The organism is Kitasatospora sp. NPDC005856, assembly GCF_040629945.1.
Lineage (GTDB): Bacteria > Actinomycetota > Actinomycetes > Streptomycetales > Streptomycetaceae > Kitasatospora.
The window spans coordinates 56840-71754 of record NZ_JBEXWT010000034.1; the positions used below are offsets into that span (position 1 = coordinate 56840).

The following is a 14915-nucleotide window of genomic DNA, read 5'->3' on the forward strand; positions in this document are numbered from 1 at the left end:
TCCGAACCACGGCCGGATCCGCGACGCGCGGGCGGTGCCCGTAAGATCCCGACAGCACCGGGCCCGTCCGGCCCCACCCCACGTCTTCGCAGCTCACACGGGCCCGCGTGATCGTCGGGACACCCGGCGGCCACGAGAATGGTGCGGACAGTCCCCCGGAAGTACAGAGAAAGCGAAACACCATGGATCTCGGCGTGCGCTGGAAGCTGCACGGTGACGGGCGCACGCCCGCGCCGGGGGCGGTCGTCCGCCCCGACGAACGGCTCTCCTGGCCCCGCACGGTAGGGCTCGGCGCCCAGCACGTGGTGGCGATGTTCGGGGCGAGCTTCGTGGCGCCCGTGCTGATGGGGCTCGACCCGAACCTAGCGATCATGATGTCCGGCGTGGCGACCGTGATCTTCCTGCTGGCCACCAAGGGCCGGGTGCCCAGCTACCTGGGCTGCTCGCTGTCCTTCGTGGGCGTGGCCGCGGTGATCCGGGCGCAGGGCGGCACCAGCGCCACGGTGACCGGCGCGGTGTTCGTGGTGGGCGTGGTGCTGTTCCTGGTGGGTGTGGCGGTCCAGAAGTTCGGGGCGCGCATCATCCACGCCACGATGCCGCCGATCGTCACCGGCGCGGTGGTCATGCTGATCGGCTTCAACCTCGCCCCGGTGACGGCCTCGGTGTACTGGCCGCAGGACCAGTGGACGGCGCTGCTGGTGATGCTGTTCACCGGCCTGGCGGTGGTGTGCCTGCGCGGCTTCTGGTCGCGGGTGGCGATCTTCCTGGGGCTGCTGTTCGGCTACGGGATCTCCTGGCTGTTCGACCGGGTCTTCGGGAAGATCCACTCGGTGGACGGCGGCGGGCACATGTCCGACCACTGGCGCCTGGACCTGTCGGGCGTCGGCAAGGCGGACTGGCTCGGCCTGCCGACCTTCCACGGCCCGTCCTTCCAGTGGTCGGCGATCCTGGTCGCGCTGCCCGTGGTGATCGCGCTGGTCGCGGAGAACGCCGGACACGTCAAGGCGGTCGGCGAGATGACGGGCTCGAACCTGGACGACAAGCTGGGCACCGCGATCTCCGCGGACGGCGTCGGCTCCATGCTCTCCACCGCGGTCGGCGGCCCGCCGAACACCACGTACTCGGAGAACATCGGCGTCATGGCCGCCACCCGGGTCTACTCGACGGCGGCGTACTGGGCGGCGGCCGGCTTCGCGCTGCTGTTCGGCCTGTGCCCGAAGTTCGGCGCGATCGTGGCCGCGATCCCCGGCGGGGTGCTCGGCGGGATCACCGTGATCCTGTACGGCATGATCGGGCTGCTGGGCGCACAGATCTGGGTCAGGTCGAAGGTGGACCTGAGCAACCCGCTGAACCTGGTGCCGGCCGCGGCGGGCATCATCATCGGCATCGGCAACGTGACGCTGAAGTTCAGCGACACCTTCAGCCTCAGCGGCATCGCGCTCGGCACCCTGGTCGTCATCACCGGCTACCACGCGCTGCGGGCGCTGGCGCCGGCACACCTCAAGACGCAGGAGCCGCTGCTGGACGAGGGCACGTCCTCGTACGACGAGGACACCTCCGACGGGAAGCCGCGCACCCCGTAACGGACGAGGTCGGGGCCGGGTTCAGGCCGGAGGGGCGGCCGGCGGAAGTGTCCGAAAAGGATCTTCCGCCGGCCGCTCCGTCTTTGCCGGACGGGCCCGGCAGTGGTCGAATCACTGCTCGCCCGTATCGGCCACTCGTCCCCCCGGGAGAGGCATGTCCCTTCTGACCAACCGCCGCAAGGCCGCCGCCGCGGCCATCGCCCTCGGCACGTTCGCGATCACCTGCGCCGGGGTGACCCCCAGCAGCGCGGCCGGCACGGTCCTGTGGACCCCGAACACCAGCACGGGCCCGTCCTCCTTCAAGGCGGTCCAGTGCGCGGCCGGCAACTTCGGGGTCGTCAAGGACTCCGTCAAGGGCAACGTGTGGCGGGCCTTCCAGGCCGCCGGCGAGGAGCGCTGCGAGACGCTCAGCCCGGACCTCAAGGAGGGCGACACCTTCTACCTGGGCTGGTCGTCCAAGGTGGACATCAAGGACACCAACAGCCGGTACGTCTTCCAGCTGAAGTGCTCGCCGAGCACCGACACGGCCAACCACCCGATCGAGATCGACGTCCTCAACGGACGCGTCCGCCTCCAGGAGTGGGACACCAACCACGTGTCGCACACGCTGTGGACGGCCCAGACGACCAACAACACCTGGCACTCCTACGCGCTGAAGATCCGCCTGGGCCGCACCGACGGCACCATCGACTTCTGGTTCGACGGCGTGAAGCAGACGTTCACCACGGGCTCGGGCACCTTCAAGGGCACCACCTGGGACGGCGACCGCAACTACCTCAAGTGGGGCTCGTACCACGAGTCCACGGGGGACGCCACGAACACCTTCACCAGCCCGGTGATGGCCACGACGCTGGAGGCGGCCACCGCCGGCTCGTAGGCCCTCGGGGACGCACCGCAGGCCCGGACCGCGTGGATGCGGTCCGGGCCTGCGGTTCACGGCACGTGCGACGGCCGGCGGGGCCTGCCGGATCTGCAGGGCCGACGGAGCCTGCGGGGCCTGCCGGGCCTGCGCCGGGTCAGCAGTACTTGAACGAGCTGATCCTGTCGTTGATCCACGACGGGACGGAGGGCCACCGCTCCCAGGCGCCGATCCTGAACTCCGCGCCGCCGTACCAGTTGTGCTCGTAGAAGCAGATGCTGCTGCCCGTGTTGTTCACCACGGACGAGGCGGTGTCCTGCATCCCCGACCACAGGCCGCCGCCGTCGTTCTTCAGCTTGCCCATGTCGCCGATGTTCTGGTCCGAGGCGATCGCCCCGAACTTGCCGGTGGGGCCGGTGTTGGCGACGTAGCCGTTCTCGGACCACAGGCAGACGTAGTTGGTGGGGCACGCTCCGGCGCCCTGCCCGAGGCCGAGGATCGTGTTGGCGCTGGCGGAGCCCGCCACGGTCACGACCAGCCCGACGGCGGCGGCCGCGCACAGTCCGAGCCTGGTCATCTTCTGCGAGAGCTTCATGACGATCCGTTCAGGTCGAGGAGGGGAGGAGAGGGGACGGGTCAGCAGTACTTGAAGGAGCTGATCTTGTCGTTGATCCACGACGGGAGGGAGGGCCACTGCTCCCAGGGGCCGATCCTGAACTCCGCGCCGCCGTACCAGTTGTGCTCGTAGAAGCAGATGCTGCTCCCGGTGTTGTTCAGCACCGACGAGGCGACGTCCTGCATGCCCTTGTCCATGCTGGAGACGCGCTGGAGCTTGCCCATGTCGCCGGTGTTCTGGTCCGACGCGAAGGAGCCGAACTTGCTGTCGTTGACGAACCCGCCCCTGATGAAGTTGCCCTCCGACCACAGGCAGACGTAGCCGCTGGGGCAGGACCCGGCCCCGTGGCCGATGTTGTAGACGTTGGTGGCGCTCGCGGAGGTCGCGGCGGTCACGACCAGCCCGACGGCGGCGGCCACGCACAGTCCGAGCCTGGTCATCTTCTGCGAAAGCTTCATGACGATCCGTTCAGGTCGAGGAGGGGAGGAGAGGGGACGGGTCAGCAGTACTTGAAGGAGCTGATCTTGTCGTTGATCCACGACGGGACCGCGGCCCACTTCTCCCAGGGGCCGATCCTGAACTCCGCGCCGCCGTAGTTGTTGTGCTCGTAGAAGCAGATGCTGCTCCCGGTGTTGTTCACGACCGAGGAGGCGGCGTCCTGCATGCCCTTCCAGCGCCAGACCTTGCTGTCGAACTTGAACTGCCCCATGTCCGCGATGTTCTGGTTCGCGCCCACGGCCCCGAAGTCGACCGTGCCCGACGGGTTTCCGGCGACGTAGTTGTAGTCGCTCCACAGGCACACCCAGTTGGCGGGGCACTTGCCGGGGCCGGTCTCGATCGAGGTGAGGATGTCGGCGCTCGCACTCGTCGTCGTGGCGGCGAGCACCCCGGCCACCGTGGCGGCACCCACCGCGAGCCTCGTCGCCATTCGCCGCAGGTTCATCATGATCTCCTCTGCTCTGTCTGCTGCCAGGGGGTCGCTCCGACGTTTCGTTCGTGGAGCGACCACCACTGTGGCGGCGAGGGCACGGTGGAGGCATCGGTCATCCGACTGCATGCGAAATCGACGTCGCCGAGCCGAGTCGACCCATCGGCGTTCGGTCTACCTAAGTCGACCCGTCGGCGGTCACCGGTACAGGTGTCCCCGTACCGTCGCGGGCCGGTGAGCATACGTCAGCGGATACGTCAGCGGGATACGTCAGCGGATACGTCAGCGGATACGTCAGCGGGATACGTCAGCGGATACGTCAGCGGATACGTCGGCGGGGCGAACGCGGCGGCGGCCCCGGGCAGGGGCCGCCGCCGCGAGAAAGCTCAGCTCAGGTGCCGGGCGAAGAACCGGGCTCCGGCATCGATCTCGTACTGCGGGACGCCGGCGTGCCCGCCCATGTTGGCGTGCAGGGTCTTCTCCTTGGAGCCGAAGGCGTCGAACAGGTCCAGGGCCGCCTGCCGGGGGTTCCCCTCGTCGTCCCACTGCAGCAGGACGTGCAGCGGGATGGCGACCTGGCGGGCCTCCTCGAAGATGGCGGCGGGCACGAGACTCCCGGCGAACAGGTTGGCGGCCGCGATGCGCGGCTCGACCGCCGCCATCCGGACGCCGATGGAGATGATTCCCCCCTCGTACCCGACCGGGCCACCGATCCCGGGCAGCGCAAGGAGGTCGTCGAGCGCGGCCCGCCATTCCGGGACGGCCCTGTCGACCAGCGGAAGGACGAGGGCGTCGATGATCTCGTCGGTGACCGGCTCGCCGGCTTCCATCACCCGGCGCAGATCGGCGCGGGCCTGGTCAGCGGCGGCCCAACGGGGACGGTCACCGCTCCCGGGCAGCTCGAGGGTGGCCGAGGCGAAGCCGTACTCCGCCGCGTAGTACCGGGCCCGCCCGGCCAGCCGGGAGTACACCTTGCCCAGTCCGAGCGGCGGGGGGCAGATCAGGATCAGCGGCGCGGAGGCGGATGCGGACTCGGGCGTCCACAGGATGCCGGGGATCTCGCCGAGGGTGAACTCGCGCTCGAGGACGTCGCCGTCGAGACGCTGTTCGGAAGTGAAGTGCATGGTCGTGCCTTTCGGGAGTGCTCAGAAATGGCGCTCCCGGACGACGACCTATCGCCCGACCGTGACCCCTGAGGGGAGCACCCACGTCGATACTGCGTTCACGGGTACCACCTCCTCGTTCTCTCACACGGCCTCCGGAAAGGTAGCAGTACCGGCCACGATCCGCCAACGGGATTTCCCACGGGCCCCTCCACCTGGAGTACACCTACGCCGACCTCGAAACTAAAGTGATCAAGCACTGTGTGATCACGCAGGGCCCCATGGGTGGAACCACCAAGGGGACCGCGAACTGACCCGAGTTGACTGGAGCCCACCCGTGATCGACTTTCTGGAAGAAGTACGCGGGATCATCGGGCCGCCCAGTGGACCCGGCGTGTCGGCGGAGTGCTGGCACCGGCTGGAAGCCGAGCTGGGCGTGGAACTGCCGGGAGACTTCAAGACCCTGGCCGAGCGCTACGCGCCGATCGAGATCGGCCGGTCGATCTGGCTGATGGGCCCCGCCGGTCAGGCCCAGAACCTGGGCGACTACATCCGGGAGACCGTGGTCGCCTACCAGGACTGTGAGTTCACGGACGAGAACTTCCCCGGATTCCCCGCAGCCCTGAGCTTCGGCGCGCCGGACGGCCTCATCCCCATCACGCCGACCACGCACGGGGAAGCGGTGTTCCTGCTGCGCACCGGCACCGGGTACGGCTGGTGCATCGTGGTCTACGTCGGCGACGACGACGAGTTCTACCGCTACGACCTGACGTTCGCGGAATGGTTCTACCGGTACCTGCGCGGAGAGGACATGACCGGGCCGAACAGCGGACAGGAGTTCTCGAACCCGATCGCGTTGACGGACTACGGCGTGCTGCCGATGCGGACGGAACGCTTCGGCCCGGTACGCGATTCGTGAGGACCACGGGCGTACGGAGGGGGTGCAGATCCTCGGTGAGCCGTCGTGGCGGCACAGGGCGACTGGAACTGGACGCGGTAGCGGCCGGTCTTGAGGAGAGGAAGACGTAGGGGTGACCGACGGTATCGGCCGACTCGCGGACATCATGGCCGAGCCCGGCCGTGAGCCGTTCCGGGTGCACTGGGAAGGGCCCGTCGAAGGGCTCGGCACCGAACTGCCCTCGGACTACCGGGCGTTCGTGGAACGGTACGGTCACGCCAGTTTCCACGGCGACCTGTCCGTGGTGACTCCGGACCTCGACCCCGGCACCCCGGACGAAAAGAGCTACGAGCGCTTCCGGCGCTTCAACGAGGATGTCGGGGAGATGCTCGAAGGGTGGTACGAGTGGAATCCCGAGCTCGGCCGGCCCTACCCCCCGTTCCCGGCGAAGGGCGGCCTACTCGCCTGGGCCAGCAACACCAGTGCCGACTACTTCTGCTGGGACACCTCAGCCGGCGACCCGGACCAGTGGCCGGTCGTCGTGTGGCGCTTCGGCATCAGCGAGTTCGTCCGTTTCGACGGCGGCATGACCGCGTTCCTGACCGCCGTCCTGACCGGGGAGGTCCCCGACTCCGACGGGTACATCGACCGGACGCTGGGACCCGACCTGTGGCGCGTGGCCACCTCCTGAGCCCACGTTCCGTGTAGCGGGCCCGCCCGTTCCCGCGGCGCTTCACGGTGTCGAACCAGCCGGGACGGCCGGGGCCGACGTGACGGTCAGGTCATCGACGGCCGGCTCCTCCGGTGTGAAAACCGGCGTCCGGACGTCCGGCGGGATGCCCGGCCCGTCGAAGGTGGTGCCGGAATGCAAGGGCAGGAAGTGCCTCGGAGTCAACACCGGTAACACCCAGCTCCCGCCCGGAATGGACGGGATCAGGCATGAAGGCGAGGCGTCAAGCCGGCAAACGGTCACCCCATCAAGAAGGGCAATCATGTGGCCGTGGAGATCGAACCGCACTACAGGAGGCCCCAACTCCCGAGTCCCCGAAACCTCGGAGTACACCTACTACAACCTCGAAACTAAAGTGATCAAGCACTGTGTGATCACGCAGGGCCCCACGGGTGGAACCACCAAGGGGACCGCGAACTGACCCGAGTTGACTGGAGCCCACCCGTGATCGACTTTCTGGAAGAAGTACGCGGGATCATCGGGCCGCCCAGTGGACCCGGCGTGCCGGCGGAGTGCTGGCACCGGCTGGAAGCCGAGCTGGGCGTGGAACTGCCGGGAGACTTCAAGACCCTGGCCGAACGCTACGCGCCGATCGAAATCGGCCGGTCGATCTCGCTGAGGGGCCCTGCCGCGCATGGGTGGGACCTGGGCAAGTACATCCGGGAGACCGTGGTCGCCTACCAGGACTGCGAGTTCACGGACGAGAACTTCCCCGGATTCCCCACGGCCCTGGGGTTCGGCGCGCCGGACGGCCTGATCCCCATCATGCCGACCGCGCACGGGGAAGAGGTGTTCCTGCTGCGCACCGGCACCGGGTACGGCTGGTGCATCGTGGTCTACGTCGGCGACGACGACGAGTTCTACCGCTACGACCTGACGTTCGCGGAATGGTTCTACCGGTACCTGCGCGGAGAGGACATGACCGGGCCGAACAGCGGACAGGAGTTCTCGAACCCGATCCCGTTGACGGACTACGGCGTGCTGCCGATGCGGACGGAACGCTTCGGCCCGGTACGCGATTCGTGAGGACCGGGCTCGAAGTCCCCGCGTCCCGTGCCCCCGTCGGCCCTCGGGCCGGCGGGGGCGCGGCCTGGTGCGGGGTCAGTAGAGCTTGTCGACGGCGGCCCGGACGGTCTGCTTGAAGGCGGGGACGTCGGGCCGGGTCCAGTTGCTCTCCCACTCCACCAGGACGACGGTGTTGCCGTCCCGGCCCGCGCCGTACAGGTAGTCGCGGTGGGTCTCCCAGGTGTCGGTCAGCGCGATGTGGACGCCGCCGACGGTCGCGCCCTCCTCGACGTCGACCGTGCCGTGGTCGTACCCGGTCACCGTGCCGTTCGGGAACACGCGCTCGGCCCGGGCCGCGCAGTCGGCGTAGTGCTGCCGGGCGGAGTCGAGGACGGCGACGGCCTCGGCCTCGGTTCGGCAGTCGGCAGCACCAGGACCTTCTCGTACGCGACGGCGGTCCCGGTAGCCGCAGGGGCCGTCGTCGCCCCAGCCGGCTCCGATGTTCCGCGCCTGCGCGTGGCTGGAGGCCAGGGCAGTGGGAACGACGGGTGGTGGTGCGCGCCGGACGGCCCGCGCCACCACCCGTCGTTCGTCGGGCTCTACTGCTCGGTCAGCGCCCGGGCCCGGACCGCGCGGCGCAGCGTGTCCAGTTGGTCGACCAGTCCGCGCCGGGTCGCCACGGTGAGGTCCGGGTCGGCCAGGCAGGCCTCGGCCGCCCGCACCGTGTCTTCGGTGGCGGCGGAGGCGGGGAAGGCCGCCGTGGTGAGCACCCGGGCCAGGGCGGGGCCGCGGCGGGCGGCGGCCGGGCCCAGTTCCTTGAAGTAGCGGGTGGTCAGTTCGTCCAGCAGCTCGGCCTGCTCGGGCTGCCACAGTCCGTCGGCGGTGGCGGCGGCCAGGTAGTTGGAGAGCTCGCCGTGGAACAGCGCCTGCCAGGCGGCCTCCTTGGCCGCCGGGTCGGGCAGGGCGGCGCGGCAGCGGGCGGCGCCCTCCTCGCTGGTGGTGCTGGGGTCGGCGGCGAGTTCGGCGGCGATCTCCGGCTCGCCCGCCGCGCCGAGCACGCACAGCCGCAGCAGCAGCTGCCAGCGCAGGTCCGGGTCGAGCGCCGGGCCGCCGGGGACGGTGCCGGCGGCCAGCCAGTCGCGCAGTTCGGCGGTCTGGGCCTCGTCGGCGGCGGTGGCGATGACGCCGCGCACGGCCACCAGGCGCAGGCCGGTGCGGTCGGTTTCGCCCTCGGTGCGCGTCAGCAGGGTGCGGCAGACCCGGGCCAGTCCGGCCAGCGCGGCCGGGCGTTCGGCGGGCGGCACGGCGCTGTCCACCACGAACGCGTGGGCGAAGGCGAGCACCGCGTCCACCAGGTGGACGGAGGTCTCGCCGGGCAGGTGGTCGGCGACGAGCCGCAGGTACTCGGCGGGCGCCAGCTCCCCGTCGCGCACCTGGTCGCGGGCGGCGCTCCAGAGCACGGCCCGGGCGAGTTCCTCGGGTACGGCGCCGAGCGAGGTACGCACGGTCTGCCAGGAGGCGGGGTCGAGGCGGATCTTGACGAAGCTGAGGTCGGTGTCGTTGAGCAGGGTCAGCTCGGTGTCGGCTCCGGCGGCCGGGTCGAGCGGCAGGCCGGCGCCGTCGGCGGCCAGGTCGAGCGGCACGCGCTCGGCGAGCTCCAGGGCGCCGTCGGCGGTGCGGCGGTAGTGGGCCACGGTCAGCTGGTGCGGGCGCAGGGCGCCGTCGGCGGAGGTGTGGTCGATGCGGCCGTCGGTCAGCCGCAGGGTGTCCACGCCGGTGGTGCGCAGCCAGCGTTCGGCCCAGCCGTGGACGTCGCGGCCGCTGGCGGCGGCCAGGGCGCGGAGCAGGTCGTCGAGGGTGGCGTTGCCGAAGGCGTGCTCGTCGAAGTAGTCGTTGACCCCGGCGAGGAAGGTCTCCTCGCCGAGCCAGGCGACGAGCTGGCGCAGGGCGGCGGCGCCCTTGGCGTAGGAGATGCCGTCGAAGTTCTGCAGGGCCTGGTCGGTGTCCTCGACCGTGCCGGGGGCCACGGGGTGGGTGGAGGGGCGCTGGTCGGCGTCGTAGCCCCAGGTCTTGCGGTCGGCGGCGAAGCCGGTCCAGGCGCTGGTGAAGCGGGTGGAGGCGGCGGTGACGCTGTAGGCCATGTACTCGGCGAAGGACTCGTTCAGCCAGAGGTCGTCCCACCACTTCATGGTGACGAGGTCGCCGAACCACATGTGCGCCATCTCGTGGATCACGACCATGGCGCGTTCCTCGCGCTGGGTGTCGGGCACGGCGGAGCGGAAGACGTACTCGTCGCGCAGCGTGACGCAGCCCGGGTTCTCCATCGCGCCGGCGTTGAACTCCGGGACGAAGCACTGGTCGTAGCTGTCGAAGGGGTAGCGGTGGCGGAAGACCCGGTGGTAGTGGTCGAAGCCCTGGCGGGTGATCTCCAGCAGTTCGGCGGCGTCGGCGTCCAGGTGGGCGGCGAGCGAGCGGCGGCAGTGCAGGCCGAGCGGGATGCCGTCGTGCTCGGCGCGCACCGAGTGGAGGGGGCCGGCGACCACGGAGACCAGGTAGCTGCTGATCGGCTGGGTGGGGGCGAACTCCCAGCGACCGGGCGAGGTCTGGTGGCCCAGGCTGTTGCCGATCACGGTCCACGGGTGGGGGGGCGGTGACGGTGAGGGTGTAGCGCGCCTTGAGGTCGGGCTGGTCGAAGGAGGCGAAGACGCGCGGGCCGTCGCCGAGGAAGGACTGGGTGTAGACGTAGTCCTCGCCGTCGGCGGGGTCGGTGTAGCGGTGCATGCCCTCGCCGGTGTGCGAGTAGGCCATGTCGGCTTCGACGGTGAGCTCGTTGTCGGCGGCCAGGTCGGTCAGCGGGAGGCGGCCGGCGCGGAGCGTGGTGACGTCCAGTTCGCGGCCGTTGAGGACGACGCGGTGGAGGGCGGCCGGTATCACGTCGACGTAGGTCGCGGAGCCGGGGGCGGTGCAGGCGAAGCGGATCACCGTGGTGGAGCCGAACACCTCCCGGCCGCGGGTCAGGTCGAGGTCGAGGTGGACGGTGCGGACGTCGAGCAGGCTGTGGCGCTCGGCGGCCTCGGTACGGGTGAGGACTGAGGTATCGGACACAGGCATCATGCTGCGCCATCCGGCGGGCGGACGGTACTGGCTTTTCGCCTCCGGGCGCGTCGGGGGGGACGGCCCGCAGGCCCGGACCGGGACCGGTCCGGGCCTGCGGCGGGCTGGGGCGGAGGCTCAGACCTCGCCGAACTCGCCACTGCGGACGGCGGTGACGAAGGATGCCCAGGCCTCGGCCGGAAAGACGAGGGCCGGGCCCTGAGGGTCCTTGGAATCACGGACAGGGGCGAGGCCGGGGAAGTTGGGGGCCATCTCGACGCAGGTACCGCCGTTGTTGCTGTAACTGCTCTTGAACCATGCGGCGTCGGACAGGTCTACAGGGGACATCATGACGTTCCTCTCACGCCTTGCTTGCGGATCATCTCCAGTGACGCAGCCTTCGACAGCGCTTCCACCTGGAGCTGATGGTAGTCCCGTTCCCAGGCCTGAGCCGTATCAGCGTCCCGCGCGAGGAAGCCGCGCAGCTGGCACTCCGAGTATGCCAGGAGTGATCGATCCGCCATGGTCAGCAGCGTAACAACCATGGTGAACGGCAGCTCTTCCGCGAGCGAGAACGGCGCCACCTGGATGGTGACGTTGGGACGGGTTGCGAGGTCTTCAAGATGCGCCAGCTGCCGCGCCATGACCTTGGGCCCTCCCACCCTCCGCAGGAGTGCACCTTCGTCGAGGACGAAGTGCAGACGCGGAGCTGAGCGCTGGTCAAGCAGCTTCTGGCGTGCGGCAAGGAAGTCGAGTCGATCCGCCGCCTGCTCCTCGGTGATGCTGCCGCGCCGTACGGCTGCGGACGCGAAGGCGCTGGCGTATTCCATGGTCTGGGCCAGACCGGGCACGATGCCCAGCTCGAAGTGGGAGATGCCCTGAGCCTTCGCCTCCTGCGCCGCGTACTCGGGAAACCCCTCCAGCAACGACGCCCCGCTGAGGCTCCAGTACGTCAGTTCCAATGTTCCACCGGCATCGATGACCTTGTCAGCCTTACGAACCCAGTCAAGCGTGGGATTGCGTGTCCCTCTTTCGAGGTTCGAAATCTGACTATCACTCAGGTTCGTCCGCTGACCGAGCTGGGTCTGCGTCAAGCCCGCCGCCTTGCGCAGCTTGCGCAGTTGGGCCCCGAACGCCTTGAGGGGCGAGGCCGATGGATCCAACTGAGACTCACGCATTGCTAGCCCTCCACTGCTGCGCGAATACCACACGGGGGAACTGTCAAGTGGGAAAGCCTTCCGATCGTAGCGGGCGAGACGCCACTATGGCTACACCCGGTGATTCGCCGGACGCGCAGAGCAATCCTCGGGGGCCTCATGCCTCACACGCGGAATCCAGAAACTCGTCCTCAACTCCTTGGAGCCATACCGGACTTCACCGACCTGAAGGACGACGATCCGCACGCGAGAGTCTTCATGGAGGTCGCACCCGGGAAGGCCCTACCGCCCTCCCGCCGGCAGGCGGCCACTGCCGCCCGCCATCAATTCCTCTTGTCTGGAGCAGAGTTGAGCAGGACCCGCATCATGAGCAAGCCCCCGGCCCGCCGGTCGGGGCAGCAGATCTTCGCCCTGCGCGAGGGCCCCGGTGGATCGGGCGAACTCTCCGTCCTCCTCGTCGATCCCGTCTACATGGACGGCCTGATCCTTCCCGGCGGCAGTGCCGAGCAGGACGAACTCCCCCACCTCGCGGCCCGCCGACACCTCGAAACCGAGACCGGCCTCGTCCTGCCCCTGCGCACCATCCTCACCGTCGACTACATGCCCGCCGCCGAATTCCCCGAGGGCCTCAACCTCGTCTACGCGGGCGGCATGCTCACACCCCAGCAATCCCTCACCGCCAGCCACCACCAGCCCCCGGAGGAACTCCGCGCCCTCCACTGGATCCCCCGTCACCAGCTCCACGACGTCATGGCCGAGGACCAGTGCCGCCGCGTCGAGGACGCCTGGGACGCCTGGGAGCACGGAGACGGCCTCCCCCTCCTCGTGCGGGGCGTCCCGGTCCCGGTCGGCTGATCAAGCACCCGGCCCGACGGCAACACCTCAGGGCCGGACCTCCATGAGCACGGTCCGGCCCCTCCTTCCGCAGCACGCGTTCAACCCCTTGAGGTCCCCCATGCTCAAAACCCACCGCCGCCCCCGCATGTTCGTCGCGCGCCTCGACTCCCGTACCGAATCCACGCCCCTGGCCCGCTACCTGCTCCGCGCGTACCTCTCCGGCCTCCCCGCCGGCGACCGCTACTCGGACACCGCCGAACTCCTCCTCGGCGAACTCTTCGCCAACGCCGTCCAGCACTCCGACGCCCCCGACGGCCACCCCATCGAGATCCGCTTCACCCTCACCGGCTCCCGCCTGCGCCTCGAAGTCCACGACGCCGGCACCAACCACCCCGCCCTCCGCACGTCCTCCCCCTCCGACGAGCACGGCCGAGGTCTGCTCCTCGTCAACGAACTCGCCGAACGCTGGGGCTGCACCACCCACCCCGGCGGCCTCGGCAAGTTCGTCTGGGCGCTCGTCGCCCCCGCCCCCGCCCCCGCCCTCGTCACCGCCTGAAAGCCCGAACTCCCCATGCACCTCACCACCCTGGCCCGGCACGCCCTCTCCCGCGGCCGGACCCCCGCCGAGACCTACGCCCTCCTCGCCCGCCGCACCCACAAGCCCCTCCCCTGCGCCCGAGCCGTCTGCCTCGCCCTCACCATCCCGCTCGCCGAGACCACCCGCCGCCTCGACGACTGCCACGACGCCCTCCTCGCCAACCCCCGCCCCGGCACCGAAACGGACACCGGCGAACTCCTCGAAGCCCTCGGCGTCTTCGACATCCCCGTCTCACTCACCGACACCGAACTCGCGATCGTCGAACACTTCCTCACCGCCATCGACGCCATGGGCGGCATCCGCCCGGGCCACCAACACGGCCTCCAGCGCTGGTTCACCACCGGCAACCTCACCACCGCCTACCTCTCCCTCGCCGCCGCCCGCCCCCTCCCCCGCACCGGCGACCCCACCCGCTACTGGGCCGCCCTCACCACCGCCGGCGAACTCCTCACCACCACCCCCAACCCCGACCCCCGCCTCAAGTACGCCCTCACCCACTGCCGCACCCAAGCCACCCGCACCTGACTCCCGCACGAGAAGTCGACCCCGTCGACTTCTCGTGCAACAGCGAACCCCGACCGCCCCGCCGCCCCGCCCCAAATCCCGGCCCGTCCCACGCGCTGGAAGTCGGCCCCACCGGCTTCCAGCTATAACGGCACCACCGGGTTCACCGTGCTGCCGAAGAGGTGGGAAGAGACGACGCAACGCCCGTCCCTGCCACTGAAACACCGACCTATTCCTGAACAGCCAAAACGCGCCCGTCACTCTCGGAAGACAACGGCCTTGAGGGGCGTGGACCGGATGAGGCGCACGGGTCGGGTGAGGGTCGCGCGACGGGCGGATATCGGCGGAGAAGCGCCAGAACTCGGCCTTCATGTAAGGGAGTTATGCGGTACGGTGGTCCCTCCCTTGACGGTCCACCAGGGAGGGAGTCTGTGTGGAACAGGGTGAGGCCGCGCATCTCGCGCTGGGGCGGGCCATCGTGGCGCGGGTCGCCCCCGAGGAGTTGCCCTACTTCGACGAGACCGTGGCGAGCCTGCCGCGCGGAGGGCTCCGGCGCGGGCGGCGGGGGCCCCAGGAGGACCCGCTGGCATTCGGGGGCCTGGCCGAGGTGGTCGTCACCGGGATCGCCTACGGGGTCGCCGCCGAGGTGCTGAAGATGATGGGCGAGACGGCCGGCCGCGGCCTGATCGCGCGCGTCCGGCGGTTATTCGGGCGGCGTCAGGCGGTCGAGCCGGTGGCGCCCGCCCTGAGTGAGGATCGCATCACCGAGTTGGCTGCGGCGGCGGGGCGCAGTGCCGTCCTGCTCGGGCTGCCGCCGGACCGCTCCGAGTTGCTCGCGGCGGCGGTTCGGGACCATCTGAGGACGGCCGACCGGCCCGACGCATGACGGCCGGCGGAGGTGGGACGGCGATACCGGGCCCGGCGCCGACGTCGGGAGCAGGACCGCCCCCGCAGCGCCGACAGCCGCGACGCTGGCCGCTGCCGTCGGGGACGCTGGTCGCGTT

At 69.9% G+C, this 14915-nt stretch carries 16 protein-coding genes and 1 pseudogene; 9 read left to right on the forward strand and 8 right to left on the reverse strand.

Annotated elements, in window-relative coordinates; all coding sequences use genetic code 11:
• The first annotated feature begins 182 nt into the window (after nt 1–182).
• Both ABZ449_RS21510 and ABZ449_RS21515 read left to right on the forward strand, forming a co-directional pair.
• Nucleotides 183–1583, forward strand: a complete 1401-nt coding sequence (locus ABZ449_RS21510) for a solute carrier family 23 protein (RefSeq protein ID WP_360348036.1) — start codon at nt 183–185, stop codon at nt 1581–1583.
• 154 nt (nt 1584–1737) lie between these two features.
• Entirely contained in the window at nt 1738–2460 is a 723-nt protein-coding gene (locus ABZ449_RS21515; RefSeq protein WP_360348039.1) for a heparin lyase I family protein, read from the forward strand.
• Between the two features lie 139 nt (nt 2461–2599).
• Here the strand turns inward: ABZ449_RS21515 and ABZ449_RS21520 are convergent, their stop codons facing one another.
• The 4 genes from ABZ449_RS21520 to ABZ449_RS21535 all read right to left on the reverse strand — a co-directional run bounded on the left by ABZ449_RS21520 (nt 2600) and on the right by ABZ449_RS21535 (nt 5110).
• A complete protein-coding gene (locus ABZ449_RS21520) occupies nt 2600–3037 on the reverse strand; it encodes a peptidase inhibitor family I36 protein (RefSeq protein WP_360348042.1) in 438 nt (145 codons plus the stop codon).
• Between the two features lie 41 nt (nt 3038–3078).
• Entirely contained in the window at nt 3079–3516 is a 438-nt protein-coding gene (locus tag ABZ449_RS21525; RefSeq protein WP_360348045.1) for a peptidase inhibitor family I36 protein, read from the reverse strand.
• A 41-nt stretch (nt 3517–3557) separates the two neighbouring features.
• Complete coding sequence (locus tag ABZ449_RS21530) at nt 3558–3986, reverse strand: peptidase inhibitor family I36 protein (protein WP_360348048.1); 429 nt, start codon at nt 3984–3986, stop codon at nt 3558–3560.
• 386 nt (nt 3987–4372) lie between these two features.
• On the reverse strand, nt 4373–5110 hold the full coding sequence (locus ABZ449_RS21535) for an alpha/beta hydrolase (RefSeq protein ID WP_360348051.1): 738 nt from the start codon (nt 5108–5110) through the stop codon (nt 4373–4375).
• A 316-nt stretch (nt 5111–5426) separates the two neighbouring features.
• Between ABZ449_RS21535 and ABZ449_RS21540 the strand changes: the two genes are divergently transcribed.
• The 3 genes from ABZ449_RS21540 (at nt 5427) to ABZ449_RS21550 (ending at nt 7743) form a co-directional block, all read left to right on the forward strand.
• Nucleotides 5427–6008: an SMI1/KNR4 family protein gene (locus tag ABZ449_RS21540; RefSeq protein WP_360348054.1), complete on the forward strand. Its 582-nt coding sequence runs from the start codon at nt 5427–5429 to the stop codon at nt 6006–6008.
• 112 nt (nt 6009–6120) lie between these two features.
• On the forward strand, nt 6121–6678 hold the full coding sequence (locus tag ABZ449_RS21545) for an SMI1/KNR4 family protein (RefSeq protein ID WP_360348057.1): 558 nt from the start codon (nt 6121–6123) through the stop codon (nt 6676–6678).
• Nucleotides 6679–7161: 483 nt separating this feature from the next.
• Nucleotides 7162–7743, forward strand: coding sequence for an SMI1/KNR4 family protein (locus tag ABZ449_RS21550; RefSeq protein ID WP_360348060.1), 582 nt, complete (start codon nt 7162–7164; stop codon nt 7741–7743).
• 75 nt (nt 7744–7818) lie between these two features.
• Here ABZ449_RS21550 and ABZ449_RS21555 read toward each other — a convergent pair whose 3' ends face one another.
• From ABZ449_RS21555 to ABZ449_RS21570, 4 genes and pseudogenes are all read right to left on the reverse strand, one after another.
• Nucleotides 7819–8304: a hypothetical protein gene (locus ABZ449_RS21555; protein ID WP_360348063.1), complete on the reverse strand. Its 486-nt coding sequence runs from the start codon at nt 8302–8304 to the stop codon at nt 7819–7821.
• Nucleotides 8305–8321: 17 nt separating this feature from the next.
• A pseudogene (gene pepN, locus ABZ449_RS21560) lies at nt 8322–10833 on the reverse strand (aminopeptidase N).
• Between the two features lie 120 nt (nt 10834–10953).
• Entirely contained in the window at nt 10954–11166 is a 213-nt protein-coding gene (locus ABZ449_RS21565) for a DUF397 domain-containing protein (protein ID WP_360348066.1), read from the reverse strand.
• Nucleotides 11163–11993 (reverse strand): helix-turn-helix transcriptional regulator, encoded by an 831-nt coding sequence (locus tag ABZ449_RS21570; protein WP_360348069.1) that lies wholly within the window; start codon nt 11991–11993, stop codon nt 11163–11165. Before ABZ449_RS21570 ends, ABZ449_RS21565 begins: the two co-directional genes overlap by 4 nt.
• Nucleotides 11994–12338: 345 nt before the next feature.
• Here ABZ449_RS21570 and ABZ449_RS21575 point away from each other — a divergent pair, with 345 nt between their 5' ends.
• The 4 genes from ABZ449_RS21575 to ABZ449_RS21590 all read left to right on the forward strand — a co-directional run bounded on the left by ABZ449_RS21575 (nt 12339) and on the right by ABZ449_RS21590 (nt 14797).
• Nucleotides 12339–12827 (forward strand): NUDIX domain-containing protein, encoded by a 489-nt coding sequence (locus ABZ449_RS21575; RefSeq protein WP_360348072.1) that lies wholly within the window; start codon nt 12339–12341, stop codon nt 12825–12827.
• A 100-nt stretch (nt 12828–12927) separates the two neighbouring features.
• A complete protein-coding gene (locus tag ABZ449_RS21580; RefSeq protein WP_360348075.1) occupies nt 12928–13365 on the forward strand; it encodes an ATP-binding protein in 438 nt (145 codons plus the stop codon).
• Nucleotides 13366–13380: 15 nt separating this feature from the next.
• Complete coding sequence (locus tag ABZ449_RS21585; RefSeq protein ID WP_360348078.1) at nt 13381–13932, forward strand: hypothetical protein; 552 nt, start codon at nt 13381–13383, stop codon at nt 13930–13932.
• Between the two features lie 412 nt (nt 13933–14344).
• On the forward strand, nt 14345–14797 hold the full coding sequence (locus ABZ449_RS21590) for a hypothetical protein (RefSeq protein ID WP_360348081.1): 453 nt from the start codon (nt 14345–14347) through the stop codon (nt 14795–14797).
• Nucleotides 14798–14915: the final 118 nt, after the last annotated feature.

Coding starts and splice junctions, on each gene's coding strand:
- ABZ449_RS21510 (WP_360348036.1), top strand. CDS start 183: ATGGATCTCGGCGTGCGCTGGAAGCTGCACGGTGACGGGCGCACGCCC.
- ABZ449_RS21520 (WP_360348042.1), bottom strand. CDS start 3,037: ATGAAGCTCTCGCAGAAGATGACCAGGCTCGGACTGTGCGCGGCCGCC.
- ABZ449_RS21580 (WP_360348075.1), top strand. CDS start 12,928: ATGCTCAAAACCCACCGCCGCCCCCGCATGTTCGTCGCGCGCCTCGAC.
- ABZ449_RS21535 (WP_360348051.1), bottom strand. CDS start 5,110: ATGCACTTCACTTCCGAACAGCGTCTCGACGGCGACGTCCTCGAGCGC.
- ABZ449_RS21570 (WP_360348069.1), bottom strand. CDS start 11,993: ATGCGTGAGTCTCAGTTGGATCCATCGGCCTCGCCCCTCAAGGCGTTC.
- ABZ449_RS21530 (WP_360348048.1), bottom strand. CDS start 3,986: ATGGCGACGAGGCTCGCGGTGGGTGCCGCCACGGTGGCCGGGGTGCTC.
- ABZ449_RS21515 (WP_360348039.1), top strand. CDS start 1,738: ATGTCCCTTCTGACCAACCGCCGCAAGGCCGCCGCCGCGGCCATCGCC.
- ABZ449_RS21575 (WP_360348072.1), top strand. CDS start 12,339: ATGAGCAAGCCCCCGGCCCGCCGGTCGGGGCAGCAGATCTTCGCCCTG.
- ABZ449_RS21585 (WP_360348078.1), top strand. CDS start 13,381: ATGCACCTCACCACCCTGGCCCGGCACGCCCTCTCCCGCGGCCGGACC.
- ABZ449_RS21565 (WP_360348066.1), bottom strand. CDS start 11,166: ATGATGTCCCCTGTAGACCTGTCCGACGCCGCATGGTTCAAGAGCAGT.
- ABZ449_RS21525 (WP_360348045.1), bottom strand. CDS start 3,516: ATGAAGCTTTCGCAGAAGATGACCAGGCTCGGACTGTGCGTGGCCGCC.